Raw genomic sequence first — 21,034 nt, 5'->3', positions numbered from 1 at the left:
GAGAGAAGTTATACAAATGTCAACTAAACGTTCAGGATTCTTTATTGGCGGTTTGCTTGTGGGTTCTGCGATCGGGGCCGTGACTGGCTTGCTGATAGCACCGCGACCCGGCAAGGAGACGCGGCAGATATTGAAAAAATCGGCCGATGCTTTGCCCGAGTTGGCGGAAGATTTATCGACTAGCGTGCAGTTGCAGGCCGATCGACTTTCTGAAACTGCAATCCGAAATTGGGACGAAACTTTGATTAGACTCAAAGAGGCGATAGCGGCGGGTTTGGAAGCGACTCAGCGGGAACGGCAAACACTGTCGGAAGCTGAAACTGAAGTGAGTCCCCCGTCGCGCCCTCCCATCCGCTAAATGGCATGAAATTCTCAACCCCCAATCCCAGATTCAAGTGAGTGATCCCATATTTTGGCTAGGACTTTCAATTTTGCTAGTAGCAGTTAGCCTGACTGCTGTTTTAGTGACTTTAATACCTGCGGTGCAAGCGCTGGCACGCGCAGCCCGCAGCGTGGAAAAGCTCGCTGACACGCTTTCTCGCGAATTTCCGCCCACTTTGGAGGCGATTCGGTTGACGGGGCTGGAAATTAGCGAGTTGACGGATGATGTCAGCGAGGGAGTGCAAAGTGCGGGCGAGGTTGTCAAACAGGTCGATCGAAGTATTGGTAGCGCCAAAAAGCAGGCGCAAAATGTGCAGGTAACTACTCGCAGCGTGGTGACTGGGATTAAGGCTGCTTGGAAAACTTTAACTCGCAAGCCACCGATGTCTGGGACAAATCGCCGTTCGACAGAGAGATTGTCGCCGAGTCAAAGAAGTGCGCTGGCGCTGAGGGAGTCGGGTTTGGAGGACAGATATTCTGGGGGTTACGGTGCCGGTGCGAGTAATGGGGAATCGCCCAGGTTGAGGAGTAGCGAGGGTTCGGGTTTGCCGGGGAATGCTGAAGAGTTTGAGGAAGTGCGATCGAACGATTCTTGATTGCACCCAATTCCCGATCATCCCTCGACAGCACAGCCATCCCACCAGCAAGGATTCTTATCAATAAAATCCATCAAAGCATCATACTTAGGCGAACCCTTTTGTTCCACATACTCCAAAGCGCCCCAACTTCCCCACTTACTAAATGAACTCACATCCACAAAGTGCATGAAAAGACTCCCTCCAGCTTGTTTCCAACTATTCAGTAATTGGGTGTAGATATCATACATTTCTGGACGCCTATTTAATTCCATAAAAAACTGAGTCAGTTTTTCGTTATTCTCAACTCCTTCAATACCTACAATATGTTGACCGCCCTCGTAAACAAATAACTTGAGACCTTTTTTTTGAGCCACATCTAAGAAATACTTAAAGTCATTCTCAACATCGGGCAAACTATCTTTGAACCCCGGCAGTAACCCGCCCTCTCTTAATTGCTTAAAAGCTTTGCCAAATCCGCCATCTGCGTCATTCAACCAAGACTCTACTGTACTAACACTTTCTTTCCCGCCCAAGTTTCCGCTAAAATATCCCGCTATAGCTACGGCATCAATCCCGTGTTGATAACAAGGTTTATTGCCCTCAGCTACCCAATAGGAACACTCTAAAGAATAAGTTTCTAACTCTCTCCAGGCTCTTTGAGTTCCTAACACGCAGACAACTCGATTCTTTTGAACCCCAAAAACACCTTTCCAGATATCGCACATTTGAGCCGTACGCATTCCGTACCATTGCATAAAAGCATCGCCTTTATCTCCCCACTTCGCTTTACCTTGTTCCAAAGCATAATTCGATTGTGGAAATGACCAATTCCAAACCTCATTAGAATACTCTACATAAACTTTCAGCTTGGGATCTAAACTATCTTTGACCATTTTAGCAAAGTTAGTCATATATTCATCCGTAGCCTGATGTGGCATATTAAACCAGGGTTCTTCTTGGACTTTGTTAGCTAAATTCACCATAACTTCTATGGGAACATTTCCTCTGTCAGCATAGGATATACTCTCTGGTTTAGGCCGGTTTGACCAGTCTTTTTGTTCGGAACCATTTGTCCCCATCCAGTCCATAAAACGCAAGACTCTAAATTTTTTAATCTTGTCTATAAACAGCGGATTAAATATTTCACCACGTTGAAAAAGCTGTTCATCTTGGGAGTGAACAACTTTAATATTGCGGATATACTTCCCTGTTTTATTGGGGTCGGTAGCAGTAATTATAATCATGATGCCTCCGCCTTGTGTGGCATCGACATTAAGGATATCTCTCCCAGGTTTCGACGCAGCCTCATCTTTTTTGGCATCAAAGCCATATTCGATCGCACCTTCACCCTCATAAGTAACAATATATTGCCCTGAAGGATAGCGATTGGGGATTTCCCTCAGTAATAGCGTACTTACCCTGGTATATTTAGGAGCATCTTCGGGGGATGGGAGAGACTTCACCCACCCATTTTCATCAAGATTTAAAAGATTATACTCCTCTGTATCCCATTCACCTTTACAGCTTGGTTCTCCGCTAACGCATTGAGTTATCCATTGTCTAGAAGATTTGAAAGCATCTAAAAAGGGTAATTGTGTGGAGTAGTCAGCAATACCATTAAGCCCAACTCCTAAAGAAGAGCGAGAATTTGATGTATTTTGTACATCTGCACGCACCGCTACTTTGTTATCTACTTGCCGTACTGGTGTGGGAGCAATATTAGTTGTTAAAGCCCAACATCCGGGAATAAAAATGACAAAAATTAATAAACCCACCACAAAGCCCAGAGCTTTGTTGTTCGATCTGATACTTAATCGAGACATAAATTTGACTAATTTGATTATTTTAGGTAAAATCGCAACGGGTGCGACCAGTTTTAATTTTGATATTTTATCAAAAAGTTCCTTCTCAAACTATCAGCTATAAGATTATTAACATTTTTGCCTCTCTGTGCAGGGGCGAGCGCCGTTTCTGTCCCCAAGTGCGATCGCCCATCTAATCCTCTTTATCCAAATCTTCTTTTTTCGGAGTTTCCTCAGTAGAGGGGAATTCTAGTCGAATGTTAATATCAATTGATATTGTATTTTTCTCAATCACACCTATACCAACTCTTTTTACTAATGCTTCTGTGGGTACAGAATTATTTATTTTAACTTCAGGAGAAGGCAGAGTTTTCGATCCGGCTTCCTGTAGCCGATCGCAAATATTGCGCCAATTTCCTACAGGTTCGTTAGGTACATCTGCGAGTTTTTTAACATATTGGTATAAAGTTTTACATAAATAAAATTCTGCACTTTTGGAACTCTGAAACAGTTGGCGAGCGATTTCGGCGGGACTGCAACCGGAAAGCAATCCTCGGATGTAAAGTTTTTCTGTTTCTGTTAGTACCCTTCGCGATCTCATAATTGTAAAGTGCTGACAACAAATTACAACGGAGACCATAACAGCGGCGACGATTTCGATCGGGTTCCCACCTGCAATTTTTAGCTGGGCTGCCCAGGTGAGATGCTCCCCACTCTGCTCCCATTAAGCAATTTTTTTATAGCCTAACTAAAATTAGTTGGCAAGAGGTATATTCAAAAAATACCCAAAAATATTTGGATAAAATTCAAAAATTTGCTCTATTGATAACTGATGAATCAATCAAATATGAGGCATTGAAACATCTAGCTCAAAAAAATCCTGGAAGCTAAAAAATACGATCGAGTTGTTCAGATTGCTACAATTCTAGGGCGAGAGCGAGTCAGAGTTACTTCTTGGGGGTTTATTGTTGCTCCCGATTGGTAAAGCTAGTACGGGACTAAATTAACAACTCATTCTCTTTGTCTCTCGCCCCTGCCCATCTCTGGATCAGGGCGATCGCCGCCGATCCCCCAGCATCTCGCATTCTCCTCAATTCATACTTTATGCGGATGAAAACGCTGACCCCAATTTGAGAAACTGAGAAGTGGCGTTACCCTTTTTTTAGCGATGGCAAACCGAGTTTTGATTGTCGGCGGTCGGGGACGAATTGGCAGCAGCGTTGCCCAAGACCTTGTTACCCATACCGACGCGGAAATTACTGTTACCGGACGCAATTCTGAAGCCTCTATTGGGCGGGGATTGCCGCCGGATCGGGTGCATTTCCAAACTTTAGATTTAGCAGACAGTGCAGCCCTGCACCAAGCGGTTTCATCCTCTAATCTCGTCGTTCACTGTGCCGGGCCTTTTCACTACCGAGACGCCAGTGTATTGAAAACTTGCATAGAAGCAGGTGTTAATTATACTGATGTCAGCGACAGCCGCAGTTTTACTCGCAGGGCTTTAGAATTGCGCGAAACTGCTAAAAATGCTGGGATAACGGCTATTATTAATACGGGAATTTTTCCCGGTGTGTCTAATAGCATGGTGCGGCGAGATGTGGAACAATTAGATGAAGCAGAACACATCCATTTGAGTTATGTTGTCGGAGGTTCGGGCGGCGCTGGCGTTACCGTCATGAGAACCACTTTTTTAGGTTTGCAAACCCCTTTTGACGTTTGGGCCGATCGCAAGTGGCAGCAAGTAAAACCCTACAGCGATCGCGAAACAATTGAATTTCCCGCACCCTACGGCAACACAGGGGTTTACTGGTTCGATATGCCGGAAGCAATCACTTTGCCCGAAACTTTCCCCGTCAAATCAGTTGTGACTAAATTCGGTACGTCTCCCGACCTTTACAATCACCTTACCTGGTTTGTTGCCAAGTATTGGCCGGCTAGCTGGCTCAAAAATAACTCCGTGATTGAATTTCTCTCCTATGTCAGTTATGGGATGACCAGTGTTACTAATAGTTTTAGTGGGGTTGGTGTGGCAGTGCGATCGCAAGTGACTGGTCTCAAAAACGGCAAACCGACTAAAGTTTGCTCGACAGCGGTACACCCCAGTGCTGCCGTCGCTACGGGCATCGGTACTGGCAGCATAGCTCAATTAATGTTAGAAGGTAAACTGGAAAAACCTGGCGTTTGGTCGGTAGAGCAAGCTCTTTCTACTGAGCTATTTGAACGAGCTATGCAGAACAGAAACCTAGAGATAGAGCAGGTGGTTTTGTAGTGAGTTAGGTTATTTATAGCAATTTAAAATGTTGAGAAATGGAATTTTTTCCAGAAGGGCGAAGACGCGAAAGACGCGCCGAAAAAGAAGAGTCAGGGGCTTCGTAATAGATGAGAAAACCCCTAGATAGGGTTCCTCGCAGGAATTGCGATCGCCGCTCATAGGAGATGAGTTCCGCTTGTATAACTAATCTATCTTTTGGTAGAAGGAATAGTAACAAGCAGGCGCTTAAGATATGGGATGTCACGAGAAACATCCCTTTTGCCTCGCTCTAGATGCGGTAGCTGCGACAAAGATTGCGCTTGAACCAAGGTTGTCAATGTGCGATCGCAGTGAAGGGGCGACAAACACCATAATTTTTGCGGAAAAATACGAGGAGAAGTTGATATGAAGCGGGTTTTAAAAGCTCTCGGAAAAACATTGAGCCAAAGCATTTTGCTGGTCTGTACCCTGGCGTTCATGGGTCTGCTAAGTCTAGCGGTAGTACCCAGTCAGACTGCTTACGCAGGTCAAGATAGAACTCAGGCGCCGCCAGAAGCTAAAATTACTGACCCCGCAGAAAGTTTCGAGGATCTCAATCCCCAAGCAGCTTACGAAGAAATAGTCAAAACCTCTCAAAATCCTGCCAAGGTCGAGAAAGCTTACGACGAAAGCTTAAAAGAGTACAAGGGAGAACACCCGCAAGAAGGAATAGTTCAAAAAGCTGAAGATTTGATCGAAAAGGTCACAGGCAACTAATAAATCAAGAGATTTATATATAACTCAAGTTGCTGGTAAATACACAGCTTCAGTGAGTACACAATAAAGCCGATCTCAGAACTCAATTGAACATAATGATTTAGGGTGCGCCTCGGCGCACCTTATCGCTTGAGAGTAGTGTGTAAAACTACTTTTTGATTGGAGAAGTATTTTCTCATTTCCCTCCTTTGGAAGCTAGCAGATTCATCCTTAAGGCAGATGAATAGATATGAATTTAAAAGGTAAATTTAATAATAGTTACATTTAGATAAAAGGAAAAAATATCATGAGCGATGACAAAAAAACGGTACATGAACCTGATGCTAACCTCGACCCGCTTTCGGGGGAAACAGGGGCTCATCCAGTGGCAACGGGTATTGGTGCGGCGAGTGCCGGTGCTGCGGGTGCTGCGATCGGCGGTGCCATCGGCGGGCCTGTAGGAGCAGTTGTCGGCGCTGTTGTGGGTTCGTTTAGCGGCGGTTTGGTGGGCAAAGGTGTGGGCGAGGCGATCGACCCGACGGTAGAAGAGGCTTACTGGCAAAGCAACTATAGTTCCCGTCCTTACGTGGACACTAGCGCAACTTATGAAGACTATCAGCCTGCATACCGCACCGGTTATGAGGGATACAGTCGCTATGGCGCTACCGGTAAGAAATTCAACGAGATCGAACCGGATTTGCAGCGCGACTACGAAACAAATCGCGGTAAGTCTAAAGTGAGTTGGGAAAAAGCTAAGCACGCCACGCGCGACGCTTGGGATCGGGTGGAACGGGCTGTTCCTGGCGACATTGACAAAGACGGCCGCTAAGGGCTTACGCCAAGTATTTCTCAGTCTTGGAGACACACAAACTCAAATGTTCCGGTTATTTTTAGCCGGGTACCGGAATGGAGAGAAGTGTTTGATCAAAAAAAAACCCGGCTGCTGCGTCTTGGACTGTTGTTGATAGATAGCACAGTTTTTAACGCGAGTTTAGCGAAGTTTTTGGGGATTTTCAGCCCCTCTCTACATCGGAGAGGGTATTTTTATGATCCCTTGAAATCCCATTTTTCAGCACTATTTTTATTTCACAGGACTGTTCGCTGTGAGAACTCGCTAGATACGTAGAGGCTTTGCTGTGCGGGACGATCGCACTCCTAAAAAATGCTTTTTACAAAATCGGGATGCTTCCGTTTGAGATTAACATTTTTTTTTGACTATTAGCCTTAAAATTAAACTTATTCAGGACTGAGGCATCGATCGCATATTTCTGTCATTGTTCGCGATGCGCTTTATTCAATCGCAGCCCCAGCGTAAAGCGTTGGTTGCTTCAAGCCCGATAATTGTTAAAAATCTAAATCCCCTCATTCAAAATCGGTATAAATTGTGGATGAAATGTTGGAAAGAGCTTGGACACTCAAGCAAAATTTAATTGACTTTGTGCTGGATGCTGAGGGAGAGTTGGCGGTAGCTTTGGAAGCTTATGCTGCCGCTCGATCGACCGGCGAGCGCTACGATATTGCTCAGCAAAATCAAGTGATTGACAGTTTTACCATCGAAGGTAAAGTCGGAGAGAAAACCCCGATCGACCTCTTTGTCGAAAGTCAGCCGGATTTAACCGAGAGCGATCGTAGCTTGCTGGAAAGTTGGGAACACAGAAGCTTCACCGGCTTATTTGAAATCACTCAACTTTCCCCCGACAGGTTTGAACTGATGAACTGGCTGACGGCTAAGCACTACGTGGTCAAGCCCAACAGTCCTAATTTTCTTGCAGAAATGTCTCGCTTTAAGTTAGGAGAAATCTTGCGGGCTCGGATTGCTCCTCTCACCGATGACTGGTGGATACTATCGGGCCCTCCGATACCGATGGGGAAATTGGGCAAGCCGAAGTTGGCGGTGGCGATCGGCAATTTCAAGCAAAATCACAAAAATAACCTATACAGCGATGCGCCGGAATTGTTAGAGCAAGCTTGGCATTCGGTAGAACAGTACCACGAAGATTTTACCGAATTTTTTGGCAGTGAGGAAGTTACGCTATCGGGATATCACCTGAATAAACAGTTGGCTGAATTTCAGGAATTCATCACTAAAAAACGCCTAGCGGATATCGGCATTGATGAACATAAATCTCTGGCGGAGATCGTTGAAGATGCTGGAGTCGATGCAGAAGAAATTAAAGCAGCAGCTATAGCAGCAGCCGGTGCAGATCCGTCTTCAGTGGAGGTAGGGATCGATAGCGATCCTCACTCAAAAATGGTAATGCCGAAAGTTGAATTGCCCGATCGCTTCAAGAAAGCCGAACAGGTGACAGCACTTTCTCATCCTCGCTGGGGACAAACCTTTTTGTCTACTTACGCTCAATTTACTGCACTGCTAGCAGCCGCAGACTTTTCAACCGTTCCCGGTTACGAAAAGCTGGTGCGTAACTATCTAGAAGATCCTGCAATTAATGTCTGGATTTGGCAACGGTTAGCTAAAGTTAATTCAGCGAAATTAGAACAAATTTTGCAAACTGTATTGGAACGTGCAGACTTTCAGATCGATCGCGATTTAGATGCTTTGCTGCAAGAGTTTAAAAAACCCTTAGAACCAGAACTCCCCGAAATTGCCAGCGTTCCCGTGCACCTGCACAACTTATTTCAGGAAGCTTTAGGCGAAGTTAATAAGTCAAAGTCTAAACCGCAGGATAAAAAGAAAAGCTCTAAAGGCTTTAAATCCTAAGCAACCGAGTTCGTGGCATACTCACAGCTAACTGTGAGTTTATTGCCCGGTAATATAACTCAAATAGCTTTGCAGTCAGGACTTTAGTTTTTCTTCAGCGCGATCGAAAGAACTGAAGTCCTCACTACAAAAACTTTTTTTTAATCTTCAACTTGTCGGACAGCCATGCGTTGCAGCGGCAGGCTGAGTATGCTAGAAGCAGTCAACAAGTAAGAAAGAACCGTAGTCAGCTTCAAACTGAGCAATAACCAGCTATCCTCTGGTAGGTGAAGTTTCAGCCCGAAAAAAGAGATGCAGTACACTATCCAGTAAGTAAAGCTCATCTTGATTAGGATTTCTTCGCTCAAAGTGCGATCGTCCGTTGGCTGCGAGTCACGATTATCACCCAGCAGGACTAGACCCGCAATAGATGCCACAAAAGAAACCATAACGAGATAGTCATGCCAGTTAAGCTCAACCATTTCTAAACTCCGCTTGTATCCGAATTTTTGGAATCAGACATCAGTCTAAAGGATAAGTTTTCCCGGTCAAAGCAATAGTTACAAATTGAAACAGCCGCAGTTACAAATCGCAATGAAAAGCAACCGCAACCGCCAGCAACAGGCGCGTTTAGTCAGCCGCCAAGGACAATTCCCCTTAAATATTGTCAAGTTGGGAGTACCGCGCCTGCATTTTGCCGACCTCTACCACAGGCTGCTAACTCTTTCTTGGCCGCGATTTTTCCTGCTGATTTGTCTGTCGTATACAGTCGCGAATTCTTTATTTGCCTTAGCATACTTGGCGGGAGGAGATTGCATTGCTAACGCGCGGCCCGGTTCTTTCCAAGATGCCTTTTTTTTCAGCGTGCAAACAATGGCGACGATCGGCTACGGTGCTATGTATCCGCGCACGGATTACGCTAATACTATAGTTGCGATCGAAGCGCTTTTTGGTTTGTGGGGAGTGGCGATGGTGACGGGACTGGCTTTTTCGAGATTTTCCAGACCAACAGCTAGAGTTATCTTCAGCCGGGTAGCTGTGATCGCTCCTTTCAACGGCGTTCCGACTCTGATGTACCGCACTGCAAATCAGCGTTTCAACCAAATTTTAGAAGCGCAGCAGCGAGCTACTTTGATCCGCAACGAGGTAACAGCGGAAGGAGAATTTATGCGGCGTTTTTACGATTTGCAATTAGTGCGAAGTCACTCTCCGGTTTTTGCCTTAACTTGGACGGTTATGCACGCAATTGAGGAGAGCAGTCCTTTGTACCAACTTACTGCCCAAGACTTGATGGAACAGCAAGCGGAAATTGTAATTACTTTAACAGGAATTGACGAAACAGTTTCGCAAACTATTCACGCGCGACATTCTTTTGTAGCCTCTGAAATTATGTGGAATATGCGATTTGTAGATATTCTTTTGAAATCGGCGACGGGAGGGCGGGTGGTTGATTATACTCGGTTTCACGATGTGAAGCCGGTGGAAGAAAAGTTGTGAGTATAATAGTGCTAGAATACCTCTAGGACGATAAAAGTTGATATTTATGACTTCAGTTACTACGAAGATGACACTCAAAGAATTGCAACCGCAACTCTTGGCTTTAACTCCCGAAGAAAAGGCTCAAGCTATACAATTCCTAGCCCAAAGTTTAAGCAACTTTTGGCCGGGAATTCAAAAGACTCCCGGTGTCATGGGCACAGAAGCCTGTATCCGAAAAACTCGGATTCCTGTTTGGCTGTTGGTAAGTTATCGCCGTCAAAGTGCCACAGATGCTCATATTTTAGAAGGTCATCCCGATCTGAGTGCCGTAGATTTGGTGAATGCTTTTAGTTATGCTGAGGCATATCCTGATGAGATTGAAAGAGCAATTCGAGAACAGGAAGAGGCATAAACTGTGGCAGATCTTTATACCGCGATCGCACAAAGCATTAAAACTGAAATATTTTACCATTTTAAATCAGGCTTTTATGAACGGGCAAGATGCCCGTTCCACAAGAAATTTATTCTTTGTGGAACGGGCATCTTGCCCGTTCTTGAAAATGGTACAACATCTCAGTTAACATAAACAAAAAACTCCTCGTACTATGCGAATAATTCATACTGCTGACTGGCATTTAGGGCGACGTTTTCGAGGGATCGATCGCACTTTTGAAATTGCGATCGCCCTCGAACAGATTTTGAAGCAAGCAAAAGCCTTGGATGTCGATGCTGTGCTCGTTGCCGGCGACATTTTCGACGTGCCCAACCCTCCCGCTTACGCTGAACGCATTGCTTATAACTTTTTCTGCGAACTCCAAGCGGCAGGAATTCCCGCAATTGCGATCGCCGGTAATCACGATTCGGCATCCCGCATCGACAGCATCGCGCAATTGCTTTCCCTCGCCGGTGTTCGCGCTTTAGGCAAACCCAGGCTTTCCGCAGACGGCGGCACAATTACTCTTAATACAAAAAGCGGTAAACTTTGCGTGGGAGCGATGCCTTTTGCTTCCGAACAAAGACTGTTAGATGCTAATTCTCTCTGGCAGTCTGGCGATGCCGATCGCCGAAAAGATTACCGCGAAATAGTAAAATATTTACTCGAAGATTTAACCAGGGATTTTAGAGACAATACTGTCAATTTTCTCATGGGACACATGAGCATTGACGGCGCTCGATTAGCAAAATCCGAAGTCGCTTATTACACGCGAGAAAAATACCTGCTATCATCGCAAACTCTGCCGCCGGAAGCTCAGTATGTTGCCCTCGGACACATCCACATTCACCAGCGGATTTCTGAGACTTCTCCCGCTTATTATTCCGGTTCTTTGATTCAGTTAGATTTTGGAGAAGCGGAACAGGAAAAAGGATTTTGCTTGATAGAAGTTGAGCCGGGAAGTCAGGCAAAGGTGGAATTTAAGCCGGTGGCTTGCCACAAGCCGTTAAAAGTGCTTAAATGTCATAACGACAATCTCGATGAAACTTTACAAGCTCATCAGTACCATCCGGGTTTCTTGAAAGTAATTGTCGAACTGGACAGTCCGCAAATCGGACTTGCCGATCGAGTGCGCCAAATTTGTTCTCAAGCGCTGTTAATTGAACCGCGCTATCCAGATGCAGCGCTAGAAGCAACAGAAATAACTAATATCGATCCCAATAATTTCGATCCGGCAGCAGAGTTTTGCAACTATTATCAAAACCGCTTGGGAACGACACCGAAACCGGTAGTATTGGAGGAATTTAAAAATTTGTACAAGAAGTTTAAGGAAACAGTTAACAATTAAATGGGTAAAAAAATACAATCCAAAATCCAAAATCTCAAATTTCAAATAGTTTTAAGACTGAAACCCACGCTCAATGTCGCTTGTAGTCGAGTCTAGATCCCCCTAAATCCCCCTTAAGAAGGGGGACTTTGATAATACTCTTGTCCCCCCCTTGTTAAGGGGGGTTAGGGGGGATCGGGAAGACTGTAGAAGGAAGACAGTAGACCTGAATATAACAATCTAAAACCCCAAATCCTAAAACTAAAATCAGTATGCGTCCACTCGAACTTATTCTCGAAGGATTTACCAGCTTCCACCGCGAACAGCGTTTAGATTTTTCTCAACTCGACTTGTTTGCAATTACTGGTGCTACAGGTGCGGGCAAATCTTCGCTGTTAGATGCCATGACTTACGCTCTTTTTGGCACGACAACTCGCAGCGGCAAACAGGTAAGTGATTTGGCAAGTCAAGGCAGCGAAAATTTAAAAGTGCAGTTGCGTTTTGCTGTGGGTTCGGCACAGTATCGGGTGACGCGAAGGTGGCGTTTTCGTCCCAAATCTCCCGAAAATAAGGTGATTTTGGACAACTGGCAAAATGGTCAATGGGAAACTTTGGGGACGAGTATCGTTGCTGTTCAAAATACCATTGAACAGATTTTAGGAATGGATTTTGATACTTTTACACGCGCAATTGTTCTGCCTCAAGGCAAGTTTGATGAATTTATTAAAGGGGATACTTCAAAACGTCGGGAAATTTTGCGGCAGCTAGCGGGATTTGAGATTTTTGAGCAGATGCGGAAGGAAACAAATGAACTCGCAAAGTTGCTGAAACAGGAACGGGAAATGGTGGAAAGGCAGCTAGCGGATTTGAGTGCGCCGACGGCGGATGAGGTGGATCAAAGACGATCGCAACTTTTGATTTTAGAGCAGCAGTTACCCCAGTTCGATCGCGCTGTGATGAAAGCTCAAAAGGATCTAGATGAAGAGGAACAGCTATTTTCGCAAATCGCTCGCTGGCAAGAGTTACAACAACAACTGGCCCAATTAAATGCTAATTCTGCTGAGGTGGCAATTTTAGCACAGCGTTTAGAAAGAGCGCAAGCTGCCAATCATTTACAGGGAGATTGGGCTTTAGTGCGATCGGCTCGCAGTCAGTATGAAACTGCCGAAAGTGCCTCGGTGGCAGCGCGAAAGCAGTTAATTAAAGCTCGCTCTGAGCTGGCAGTAGAGCAGCACCAATTTGATGCGGCAAAAGCCAAAGAAGACGTGCTAGCGCCACAAATTAAGGCTCGCGAAGATGCTCTAGCTGCTGCTAAAGTATATGAAGAACAGCGCGCTCAATTAGAAAAAGAAGTGGCGCTTGCCCAAAAAGTTCAACAGGAAAAACTCCGCTTTTTTATGGCAGCAGATAAAGAACTGCAAGCTGCTAACACTAAAATTCAAGGCGCGGGTTTTCGAGTTACTCAAGCAGCGGCACAGCTCGAACAGTATGCGCCGGGAGGAAAGCGTTTAGAGCAATTGCAGCAAATTTCACCCTTATTGATGGAATTGCAGCTAATTACCAAGCAGCAAAAGACTCAGCAAGAACAGTTGGATAAATCTCTGGCAGATAAGGAAAAAGCTCAACAGAATTATGTGCAGGTTGCCGCTAATTTAGAAGCAGCAGAAATCCAACTAAAAGAGTGCGATCGCGAGTTAGAAGCGGCCCAAACCGCTAATGCGGAAGCCGCACGTTTAGAGAGTGTGGCTGCTGTCAGAATGTCGCTGAATTCTGGCGATACTTGCCCGGTGTGCGGGGGGGTGCATCCTGAGAGCGATCGGCTCCCTCCTTTGCCCGATTCTAATATTGTCGATGTGGCTGGTTTGCGGCAGAAATTGGCTGCTGCAAATCAGGTTTTTCAAGATGCTCAAAGGTTGGCTGCTGAGGGAAAAAGTGCAGTAGCAGCCTGCCTGCAAAAAGAGTCGGAAATTGCTCAAATGTTGGAATTAACTGCGAATAAAGTTGCTCAATTGCAGCAGGAAATCACTCATGTGCTGGAAAATCCTCAGTGGGAAAGCTTGGGGTTGCAGCAGGAGTTGGCACTCCTTAAAGAGAGCGATCGCCAATACCGCCAAACCGAACAGCAGTTCCAACTCGCATCATTGGAATATGATAATTTTCAACAAAAATTTAATTTTGCTGTGGCGACTCAAGCAGCTAAACAGCAGGAATATCAAGATGCGATCGCCGAATCAGACCGCCGGCAGCAGCAGTTGCAAAGTTGTGTAAATGCGCTTTATCAAATTACCGAATATCAACCTTATGCTAATTTAGCAAAAGTCTTAGAACAAGACAAACAAGACTTGGCAAATCTGCTGAAAGTTGCCGAAAAATCATATCAAACTGCTCACAATAAGGTTATTCAAGCCGCAGAGAGAGAGCAACAAGCTGGAGAAGCTTTTGGACAAGCCCAAGCCCAGAAACAGCAGTTAAACCTGGATTGGTCAGCAAAATTAACAGCGGCTGATTTCACAGAAGAGACATTTTTAGCAGCGGTGGCGACAGTTAAGGAACAATCAGAATGGGAAAATGCTATTCGCTCTCACCGGGAATCAAAAATTCAGTTAGAGACGCGGGCGAAAGATTTGAGCGAGGCAATCGCAGGCAGAACTACCGATGAGAATACTTTAGCACAAGTGCGATCGGCAAAACAGACCGCCCAAGAAAACCTCAAACAAGCCAACAACAACCGCGCCGAACTGTTAGCTTGGATTCAAGTAGCAGCCCAAAATCTCGAACAAGCCGAAAGACTGTCACAGCAAATCACAAATTTCACAGAACAAGAGCAAACTTATCACACCTTAGCGCAGAATCTCAAATCCAACGAATTTCAATCCTACATTTTAGAACATTTAGAAGCAGAATTAGTCGGCAGCGCCACCTTAATTTTGCAAGAATTAACCGAAAATCGCTACAAACTAATAAACCAAGACGGCGAATACTGGGTAGCAGATAATTGGAACGGCGGCGAAGCTAGACGAGTGCGTACTCTTTCCGGTGGCGAAACCTTTGCCACTTCCTTATCAATGGCTTTAGCTTTGTCAGAAAAGCTGTCTCAAGGAGCTCACTTGGGCAGCTTATTTCTAGATGAAGGATTTGGTACTTTAGATACCGAAACTCTCGAAAGCGTTACTCAAATTTTAGAATCTTTGCGACAGCGAGAAAGGCTGATTGGAGTGATTACCCACGTTCGAGAATTGGGCGAAAGATTGCCCGCACAAGTTAAAGTTTCTAAATCACCCCAAGGTTCTAAAATAGAAGTACATAGATCCTGAAGTGAGAGGCGCGTGCGTGAAATAGTAAACTTGCTTAAGGACGTACATTATCACTAAACCTACCCTACAATTACCTATAATATATGATGAAAAATCCCCCGACTCGAATGCAATCGGTACAGTCGCCAATAATTCCAGTAGTTGGCGAACTGATCCGCCAAAATCCGGGAACAATATCTTTAGGACAAGGCGTAGTTTACTACAATCCGCCACAAGAATCATTTGACCGAATTCCCGAATTCTTTGCAAATACCGACAATCACAAATACAAAGCCGTGGAAGGAATTCCACAATTACAAGATGCTATTGCAGCCAAACTTAAAACCGATAACGACATAGAAATTAACAGCAAAAACTGCATTGTCGTTACCGCCGGCAGCAATATGGGATTTACCAACGCCATTCTCGCCATCACCTCGGCGGGAGACGAAATTATTATCCAATCACCTTATTACTTCAACCACGAAATGGCGGCAATTATGGCAAGTTGCCGACCAGTCATAGTAGAAACTGACGCCAATTATCAACTTAATATCGATGCTATAAAAAAAGCAATTACCGACAAAACGCGAGCCCTAGTTACCATTTCCCCAAATAATCCCACTGGTGTTGTTTATCCTTCCGAAGCACTCCGGGAAGTCAACGAAATTTGTCGCCAGCACAACATCTATCACATCAGCGATGAAGCTTATGAATATTTTACTTATAACGGCGTCAAACACTGTTCGCCCGCCGCTTTTCCCAATAGCAGCGAACATACAATTTCTCTGTTTAGCCTCTCCAAAGCCTATGGTTTTGCGAGTTGGCGGATCGGGTATATGGTAATCCCAGAACATTTGCTCGTTTCAGTGAGAAAAATTCAAGATACAATCTTGATTTGTCCCCCCGTAATTTCTCAGTATGCAGCGCTGGGAGCCTTGCAAGTTGGTAGAGGTTACTGCGATAATTATGTAAGGGCGATCGCATCTGTGCGACAACTCGTATTAGACGAACTCAATACCATCCAAAACTTGTGTACAATTTCCCCAGCCTGCGGAGCATTCTACTTTTTCTTGAAAGTTGATACTGAAATCGATACAATGGAATTAGTAGAAAAATTAATTCGCGAATATCACGTAGCAGTGCTTCCCGGTACAACCTTCGGCATGGATAGCGGCTGCTATTTGCGCGTTGCTTACGGTGCTTTGGAAAAAGCAACCGCCACCGCAGGTATTAGGAGATTGGTTAAAGGTTTGAAGACAATTTTAAACAAGTAAAATAGGAAGATTCAACATGGTTGCCACTAATTTAAAAGCAAATACAAATATCCAAGATACCTCCGCTGCAAGACTGGCAGACTTGCGCGATTTGATGGCAGATTATGAATTAGATTGCTATTACATCCCAGCGGTTGACGAACACTTAAATTTATCAGTTCCAGCAGCCAAGCAGCGGCGAGCTTGGATGTGCGGTTTTACGGGTTCCGCTGGTGATTTGTTGGTTGGCAAAAATTCCGCTTGGTTGTTTGTGGATTCCCGCTACTACGAACAAGCCGAATTGCAAGTCGATACTGGAATTATTCAAATATCGAAACTCGGCTTAGAAGGAAATTTAACCTTAATTGAAACTTTAGAAAAACTGGCGGTAGAATCGGCAGAAAAATCAACTAAAATTCGCCTGGGTTTTGACCCGTTTACTGTAGCGACAGAGCAATATCAAAATTGGGTGAAAAAATTCGCGAATGCGGAGATTGAGCTCATACCAATCCGGGAGAATTTGACAGACAAAGTACGATCGCAAACTCCTTGGCAAACAGCAGAGACTTTACCCGCGATTGATGCAGAGCCCATATTTAGCTTACCTGTATCCCTGACCGGAGAAACCGCCGCCGAAAAATTAGCCAGAGTCAGGGAAGCGATGCAAAAAGCCAACATCGATGTGCTTCCGATTACCAACCTCAATCAAATAGCGTGGCTGTTCAACCTCCGAGGCTCGGATATTCCCCACATTCCCATTTTCATATCCTATGCCATTGTCACCACAGATTCAGCATTTTTGTTTACAAATACCGAACGAATTTCACTAGAAATCAAGCAAGAATTGCGGGCGGATGTAACTTTGCTTCCCTACGCAGACTATCCGCATACATTAGAAACTTGCGTAAATTTGCCACATAAAGTTCGGGTACTTTTAGACCCGAAACACAGCACAGCAGGCACGTACCAGTTAATATTAAACCATCAAGAAGCGCAGTTATACAACATCGAAATAGTTTTTGAGACACATCCGGTGGAAGGGATGAAAGCTCGCAAAAATCCCGTAGAAATTGAGCAGATGAAATCAGCCAATTTCAAAGCAAGTCGAGCGAAAACTTTGACTTTGAAGTGGTTGACAGAACAACTAGAAAATGGTAAGGTTTTGACGGAGTTTGATGTCAAAGAAAGCATCGAAAGATTTTACCAGGAAGAAACTGATTTTCAGACTTTAACTTTTAGAACGATTGCAGGTGCGGGAGCCAATAGCTCGATCGTACACTACGGAACCCCCAGCCCAGAAGTCACCTTAAAACCCGGAGAATTGCTGCTGCTTGACTCAGGCGCGCAATATTTAGCAGGTACAACCGACGATACGAGAACACTAAGTATCGGAGAACCGACGGCGCTACAAATAGAACACTACACCACAGTGTTAATCGCGCACATCAACTGTGCAATGCAGCAATTTCCCAAAGGAACAACGGGAGCGCAATTAGATGCGATCGCCCGTGCGGTATTATGGCAACAACAGCTAGACTACGGACATGGCACCGGGCACGGAGTCGGCGCGTTTTTAGCCGGTCACGAAGGGCCAAACGGCATCAGCAAATCGGTACAATATCCCCTGGAAGCCGGAATGGTAACGAGCATCGAACCGGGATATTACGAACCGGGATGGGGCGGAATTCGCATCGAAAATCTCTATGTTGTCAGGGAAATGCCCTCAAAAAACGGTTCGGTTTGGTACGGATTTGAATCGCTGACGTATATTCCGTTTGAGCGCAAATTGATAAATGTCGATCGACTGTCAAAGACTCAACTCGCATGGTTGAATAATTATCACGCTTCGGTAGTCGAGAAGCTGGAACCCGTACTTGATGCAGCAACAATTGAATGGTTGAAAACAGCCTGCGCTGCGTTAGGTAAAATTGATGTTACTATTAGCCAATAAGCCGATCGTACTCTGCGTGCGCGCCGATCCAAAACCACAAAATACCCTGCTCAATCCCTATACCCAAAGCTCGGTAGTCTTGTCCGGCTCTGACTGACCAATACTTGCCGACTTTTTTGAAATGCAGCGATGGATGAGTTGGATCGGCTTTGAGTAATTCGTAACATCGATCGGCTGAAAGCTTTACGGTTTCAGGTAAAGCGTTGTAGCATTCCCAAAATCGACGAGTCGTGTAGTGCATCAAATTTCCCGATAGCGCCCCGCCTCAAAATCTGCGATCGCCTCCTGGGCTAAATCTTCCAACTTACCGCCAGCAATATCTTGTTCTAACTGCTCGTCCCAACGCCGATAATCCAACTCAAAAAACCATTCCAAAAGTTGATGAAACTTATCTGGTGGTAGATCCAGGATAGCGGCTTCAATTTGCTCGATCGTCAACATAGAGCTTGTGATTTGTAGATAGTTATATCTCTCAAAATTATACTAATAAAGCTGGTGACAGGATTTGAACCTGCGACAGGCTGATTACAAATCAGCTACTCTACCAACTGAGTTACACCAGCAGTGAAACTTAATATAGCAAACTTATAGTCATTAGCGCAACCCCCCCAGCCATTTTTTTTTCAAATTCGCTCAAAACCCCTCCCCGTAAGGGCAAAACCGAAATTGTCTGCCCACTGCCAATTAACTAATCGCACCGCCAAATCTTAATCGTCTGATCCGCACTGCCGCTGGCGAGCAAATTGCCCGAAGGTGCGATCGCCACCGAGTACACCGTACCCGAATGTCCCTTAAGAGCGCTCAACAACTCCCCCGTCTGCAAATTCCAAATATTAATCGTATTATCATCGCAGCCACTAACCAAAGTCAAACCGTCCCCACTGATAGCAACCGAATCGCCCCGACTCACATAATTCTGCAAAATATGCAGCGCCTCATTCGTTCCTAAATTCGTTACACCCTTTCCCTTCGCATAATGAGTATTTAAAATCCGCAACAAACTGCCCGTCTGCAAATTCCGCAGCTTAATCGTATAATCATTGCTCACGCTAGCAAGAACCTGACCGTCCGGGGCGATCGCCACAGAATTCACCCCAACATTCAACCCCGAAAGAGTCCGCAGCAACTTACCGCTTTCCACATCCCAAACCTTGCTCGTCGCATCCGAACTGCCACTCGCCAATATTTTACCGTCCGGGCTAAAAACCACTGCATTCACATTGTCCGAATGACCCTTCAAAGTCCGCAGCAACTCACCACTCCGCAAATTCCACAGCTTAATCGTATTATCAGCCCCGCCGCAGCTAGCAATTACCTGGCGCTTCGGGTTAATCGCCACCGAATTCACCTCCATAGAATGTCCGGGAAAAGTACACAGCAAATCGCCACTGTGTAAATTCCAAAACTTAATTGTTTCGTCCGAACTGCCGCTGACCAACATTTTTCCGTCATAGCTAATCGCAACCGAATTTACGCGATCGGAATGTCCCGTCAGAGTGCCCATTAATTCCGCTGTTTCTAAATTCCAAATCTTAATAGTTTTATCCCAACTACCGCTAGCCAAAATTTTGCCGTCAGGACTAATGGCCAGAGAATTCACAAACGATGAATGTCCTGGCAGCGTATATACACACCGCCATTTCTGATGTTTTAATTTGTGAGCTAATTCCTTCACCCGCTTAGCTGCCGCCTCAACTTCCTCTCTGCGTTTGAGTTCAGCCTCCTCCAAACGCTGGCGTTCCGCCCTAGCTTTCGCCTCTCGCAGCGCCAGCCGCCGCATCTCTCCCTTATAGACTATTCGCTGCTGCTCCTGAATTTCTTTAAGAGTTTCAATATACGGTTGGGCCCAATCTTTAGAAAACCATTCCTGAGCAAATTCCGCCTCTAATTTAAATAACTGAGGTTCGTGAGTAAAATCGATATTTAAATAATACAAATCAGCTAAAAAAGCCGCCAATAACTTGTGAATAGTCACAATTATTTGCCGAATAATCCGCAGGCTCAGCTTTTTATCTTTCCCCTGCGCCTCCAACTGGTGATAAACCTCTTCCCAATTCCAAGGCTGCATCGCCACTAGAGAAACGCTCTGATTGATAACTCCCCAAAAACCCACATGAAAATTAACTTCATAATCGCTGATATCGCTGTACAGTATAGCTGTAGGTACGGGAGACAAAACAGTCTGCAACCGCTCCACATCAATATCAGAAATGGATTTTTTGAAATAGTCTCCGTAAAACTGAACCGGGCACAAATCTCCATGCGGGGGGTAGTGCTGGTTCAAAAAAGCTCTTAACTTAGCCGGCAGCTCGATATTCAGATTGTGGCGAAACGAATCCGGGCAATCTTGGCTAATTTTTGCGGGAGCAACTAACAGCAGCAATCGGTGCTGCTGCTGCTGCTGCAAAATCTGTTCAGTTTCCTGCCTGCTCAAATTAGAAAACCAGTTGTCCCTGTCCCAAATAGTTTGAATTTCGCTCAGCTTAACTCGAATTGCTTCTGATTGAAACTCCCGCATTAAGTCGCGGCAAAGTCGGCTAATTGCCCGCTTATCTCTTATTTCTTGTGCCTTAATTCGATTAGCCCGTTCTTCCTTTACCCTTTCTTCTGCGCCCACGAGGGCGATTAATTCTTGTTCTCTGGCCTGCTGCCGCTGCAAATATCTCATTTGTGCTTTAATCCAGCGGGGGTCTTTTTTGATTTGCTGGTTTAAAGCTGAAGAACCAGAGGGCTCAATTTCTGCATAGCGTTCGCTGACAGCGTTTGCCCCCAATCTTTCTCCCAATTCAGAGGCTACAGGCTTCAACAGTTCAATTAGGGTGTCTGAGACTGGGCGGGGTAAGGACATAC

Annotated in this window: 18 protein-coding genes and 1 tRNA gene; 12 read left to right on the top strand and 7 right to left on the bottom strand. The window is 45.2% G+C overall.

Translation table 11 applies throughout. The features are described 5' to 3' along the window. Positions 1-16: 16 nt before the first annotated feature. Complete coding sequence (locus QUA07_RS20490; protein WP_333328502.1) at positions 17-358, top strand: YtxH domain-containing protein; 342 nt, start codon at positions 17-19, stop codon at positions 356-358. A 37-nt stretch (positions 359-395) separates the two neighbouring features. Further along, the gene (locus tag QUA07_RS20485) at positions 396-977 is read left to right on the top strand and encodes a DUF948 domain-containing protein (protein ID WP_333082968.1); all 582 of its coding nucleotides are present in this window, start codon (positions 396-398) and stop codon (positions 975-977) included. A 17-nt stretch (positions 978-994) separates the two neighbouring features. Here QUA07_RS20485 and QUA07_RS20480 read toward each other — a convergent pair whose 3' ends face one another. Continuing rightward, positions 995-2,734, bottom strand: a complete 1,740-nt coding sequence (locus QUA07_RS20480; protein WP_445305903.1) for a cellulose-binding protein — start codon at positions 2,732-2,734, stop codon at positions 995-997. Between the two features lie 220 nt (positions 2,735-2,954). After that, the gene (locus QUA07_RS20475; RefSeq protein ID WP_333328496.1) at positions 2,955-3,362 is read right to left on the bottom strand and encodes a DNA-binding response regulator; all 408 of its coding nucleotides are present in this window, start codon (positions 3,360-3,362) and stop codon (positions 2,955-2,957) included. Between the two features lie 567 nt (positions 3,363-3,929). Between QUA07_RS20475 and QUA07_RS20470 the strand changes: the two genes are divergently transcribed. The 4 genes from QUA07_RS20470 to QUA07_RS20455 all read left to right on the top strand — a co-directional run bounded on the left by QUA07_RS20470 (position 3,930) and on the right by QUA07_RS20455 (position 8,466). Further along, positions 3,930-5,030 carry a saccharopine dehydrogenase NADP-binding domain-containing protein gene (locus QUA07_RS20470; RefSeq protein WP_333328493.1) on the top strand — a complete coding sequence of 367 codons (1,101 nt, stop codon included), beginning with the start codon at positions 3,930-3,932 and terminating at the stop codon, positions 5,028-5,030. A 387-nt stretch (positions 5,031-5,417) separates the two neighbouring features. Next, positions 5,418-5,768 (top strand): hypothetical protein, encoded by a 351-nt coding sequence (locus QUA07_RS20465; RefSeq protein ID WP_333328490.1) that lies wholly within the window; start codon positions 5,418-5,420, stop codon positions 5,766-5,768. A gap of 286 nt (positions 5,769-6,054) precedes the next feature. After that, positions 6,055-6,576: a hypothetical protein gene (locus QUA07_RS20460; protein WP_333328488.1), complete on the top strand. Its 522-nt coding sequence runs from the start codon at positions 6,055-6,057 to the stop codon at positions 6,574-6,576. A gap of 555 nt (positions 6,577-7,131) precedes the next feature. Further along, positions 7,132-8,466, top strand: coding sequence for a hypothetical protein (locus QUA07_RS20455; protein WP_333328485.1), 1,335 nt, complete (start codon positions 7,132-7,134; stop codon positions 8,464-8,466). Between the two features lie 140 nt (positions 8,467-8,606). On the opposite strand, the gene QUA07_RS20450 is transcribed toward QUA07_RS20455, so the two are convergent. Next, a complete protein-coding gene (locus tag QUA07_RS20450; protein WP_333328482.1) occupies positions 8,607-8,927 on the bottom strand; it encodes a hypothetical protein in 321 nt (106 codons plus the stop codon). A gap of 112 nt (positions 8,928-9,039) precedes the next feature. On the opposite strand from QUA07_RS20450, the gene QUA07_RS20445 reads away from it, so the two are divergent. The 6 genes from QUA07_RS20445 to QUA07_RS20420 all read left to right on the top strand — a co-directional run bounded on the left by QUA07_RS20445 (position 9,040) and on the right by QUA07_RS20420 (position 18,184). Then, the gene (locus tag QUA07_RS20445) at positions 9,040-9,942 is read left to right on the top strand and encodes an ion channel (protein ID WP_333328479.1); all 903 of its coding nucleotides are present in this window, start codon (positions 9,040-9,042) and stop codon (positions 9,940-9,942) included. Between the two features lie 67 nt (positions 9,943-10,009). Next, on the top strand, positions 10,010-10,336 hold the full coding sequence (locus tag QUA07_RS20440) for a DUF433 domain-containing protein (protein WP_333328565.1): 327 nt from the start codon (positions 10,010-10,012) through the stop codon (positions 10,334-10,336). A gap of 193 nt (positions 10,337-10,529) precedes the next feature. Further along, positions 10,530-11,705, top strand: coding sequence for an exonuclease SbcCD subunit D (locus QUA07_RS20435; protein ID WP_333217333.1), 1,176 nt, complete (start codon positions 10,530-10,532; stop codon positions 11,703-11,705). Positions 11,706-11,956: 251 nt separating this feature from the next. Then, positions 11,957-14,998 carry an SMC family ATPase gene (locus QUA07_RS20430; protein ID WP_333328476.1) on the top strand — a complete coding sequence of 1,014 codons (3,042 nt, stop codon included), beginning with the start codon at positions 11,957-11,959 and terminating at the stop codon, positions 14,996-14,998. 86 nt (positions 14,999-15,084) lie between these two features. Further along, complete coding sequence (locus QUA07_RS20425) at positions 15,085-16,254, top strand: pyridoxal phosphate-dependent aminotransferase (protein ID WP_333328562.1); 1,170 nt, start codon at positions 15,085-15,087, stop codon at positions 16,252-16,254. 16 nt (positions 16,255-16,270) lie between these two features. Beyond that, positions 16,271-18,184, top strand: coding sequence for an aminopeptidase P family protein (locus tag QUA07_RS20420; RefSeq protein WP_333328473.1), 1,914 nt, complete (start codon positions 16,271-16,273; stop codon positions 18,182-18,184). On the opposite strand, the gene QUA07_RS20415 is transcribed toward QUA07_RS20420, so the two are convergent. The 4 genes from QUA07_RS20415 to QUA07_RS20400 all read right to left on the bottom strand — a co-directional run bounded on the left by QUA07_RS20415 (position 18,174) and on the right by QUA07_RS20400 (position 21,032). Next, positions 18,174-18,425, bottom strand: coding sequence for a hypothetical protein (locus QUA07_RS20415; protein ID WP_333103119.1), 252 nt, complete (start codon positions 18,423-18,425; stop codon positions 18,174-18,176). The genes QUA07_RS20420 and QUA07_RS20415 overlap by 11 nt on opposite strands. After that, complete coding sequence (locus tag QUA07_RS20410; RefSeq protein WP_333103120.1) at positions 18,425-18,625, bottom strand: hypothetical protein; 201 nt, start codon at positions 18,623-18,625, stop codon at positions 18,425-18,427. Before QUA07_RS20410 ends, QUA07_RS20415 begins: the two co-directional genes overlap by 1 nt. Positions 18,626-18,674: 49 nt before the next feature. Beyond that, positions 18,675-18,747: transfer RNA gene (locus tag QUA07_RS20405), tRNA-Thr, on the bottom strand. Positions 18,748-18,872: 125 nt separating this feature from the next. Continuing rightward, positions 18,873-21,032: a WD40 domain-containing protein gene (locus QUA07_RS20400; protein WP_333328470.1), complete on the bottom strand. Its 2,160-nt coding sequence runs from the start codon at positions 21,030-21,032 to the stop codon at positions 18,873-18,875. Positions 21,033-21,034 lie beyond the last annotated feature (2 nt).

Origin of the sequence: Microcoleus sp. T3_A4 (assembly GCF_036700465.1) — a bacterium.
Taxonomy (GTDB): Bacteria; Cyanobacteriota; Cyanobacteriia; order Cyanobacteriales; family Microcoleaceae; genus Microcoleus.
Note: the sequence above shows the minus strand (reverse complement) of the source record. Positions and strands in the feature narration are given on the sequence as shown.

Bases quoted from the DNA above. Each gene is read 5' to 3' on its own strand.
- QUA07_RS20425 (WP_333328562.1), top strand. From the start codon at position 15,085: ATGAAAAATCCCCCGACTCGAATGCAATCGGTACAGTCGCCAATAATT.
- QUA07_RS20440 (WP_333328565.1), top strand. From the start codon at position 10,010: ATGACACTCAAAGAATTGCAACCGCAACTCTTGGCTTTAACTCCCGAA.
- QUA07_RS20445 (WP_333328479.1), top strand. From the start codon at position 9,040: ATGAAAAGCAACCGCAACCGCCAGCAACAGGCGCGTTTAGTCAGCCGC.
- QUA07_RS20490 (WP_333328502.1), top strand. From the start codon at position 17: ATGTCAACTAAACGTTCAGGATTCTTTATTGGCGGTTTGCTTGTGGGT.
- QUA07_RS20475 (WP_333328496.1), bottom strand. From the start codon at position 3,362: ATGAGATCGCGAAGGGTACTAACAGAAACAGAAAAACTTTACATCCGA.
- QUA07_RS20430 (WP_333328476.1), top strand. From the start codon at position 11,957: ATGCGTCCACTCGAACTTATTCTCGAAGGATTTACCAGCTTCCACCGC.
- QUA07_RS20410 (WP_333103120.1), bottom strand. From the start codon at position 18,625: ATGTTGACGATCGAGCAAATTGAAGCCGCTATCCTGGATCTACCACCA.
- QUA07_RS20470 (WP_333328493.1), top strand. From the start codon at position 3,930: ATGGCAAACCGAGTTTTGATTGTCGGCGGTCGGGGACGAATTGGCAGC.
- QUA07_RS20450 (WP_333328482.1), bottom strand. From the start codon at position 8,927: ATGGTTGAGCTTAACTGGCATGACTATCTCGTTATGGTTTCTTTTGTG.
- QUA07_RS20420 (WP_333328473.1), top strand. From the start codon at position 16,271: ATGGTTGCCACTAATTTAAAAGCAAATACAAATATCCAAGATACCTCC.
- QUA07_RS20400 (WP_333328470.1), bottom strand. From the start codon at position 21,032: ATGTCCTTACCCCGCCCAGTCTCAGACACCCTAATTGAACTGTTGAAG.
- QUA07_RS20415 (WP_333103119.1), bottom strand. From the start codon at position 18,425: ATGCACTACACGACTCGTCGATTTTGGGAATGCTACAACGCTTTACCT.
- QUA07_RS20460 (WP_333328488.1), top strand. From the start codon at position 6,055: ATGAGCGATGACAAAAAAACGGTACATGAACCTGATGCTAACCTCGAC.
- QUA07_RS20465 (WP_333328490.1), top strand. From the start codon at position 5,418: ATGAAGCGGGTTTTAAAAGCTCTCGGAAAAACATTGAGCCAAAGCATT.
- QUA07_RS20435 (WP_333217333.1), top strand. From the start codon at position 10,530: ATGCGAATAATTCATACTGCTGACTGGCATTTAGGGCGACGTTTTCGA.